1 protein-coding gene is annotated in these 221 nt (G+C 67.4%); it reads left to right on the top strand.

Annotation, left to right across the window (positions count from 1 at the left end; all coding sequences use genetic code 11):
• Positions 1 to 221: DUF1522 domain-containing protein (locus tag TSA1_RS38700; RefSeq protein ID WP_145984451.1), on the top strand; the 221-nt coding region annotated here is incomplete at both ends.

Below are 221 nucleotides of genomic sequence, written 5' to 3'. Positions count from 1 at the left end.
TCGCGATCACCGGCACGGGCAATGCGCTGAACGCGCTCGGCCTCGCCGGCAACACCGGCACCGCGACCGCCTTCACCGCGGCCCGCACCTCCGGCGTTGGCGGCCTCACCGGCAAGACCTTGACCTTCACCTCCTTCAACGGCGGTACGGCGGTCGACGTCACCTTCGGCGACGGCACCAACGGCACTGTCAAAACGCTCGATCAGCTCAACTCGAAGCTT

Source organism: Bradyrhizobium nitroreducens (assembly GCF_002776695.1).
In the GTDB taxonomy this organism is placed as follows: Bacteria; Pseudomonadota; Alphaproteobacteria; order Rhizobiales; family Xanthobacteraceae; genus Bradyrhizobium; species Bradyrhizobium nitroreducens.
This window is presented reverse-complemented; position numbering and strand designations above follow the sequence as displayed.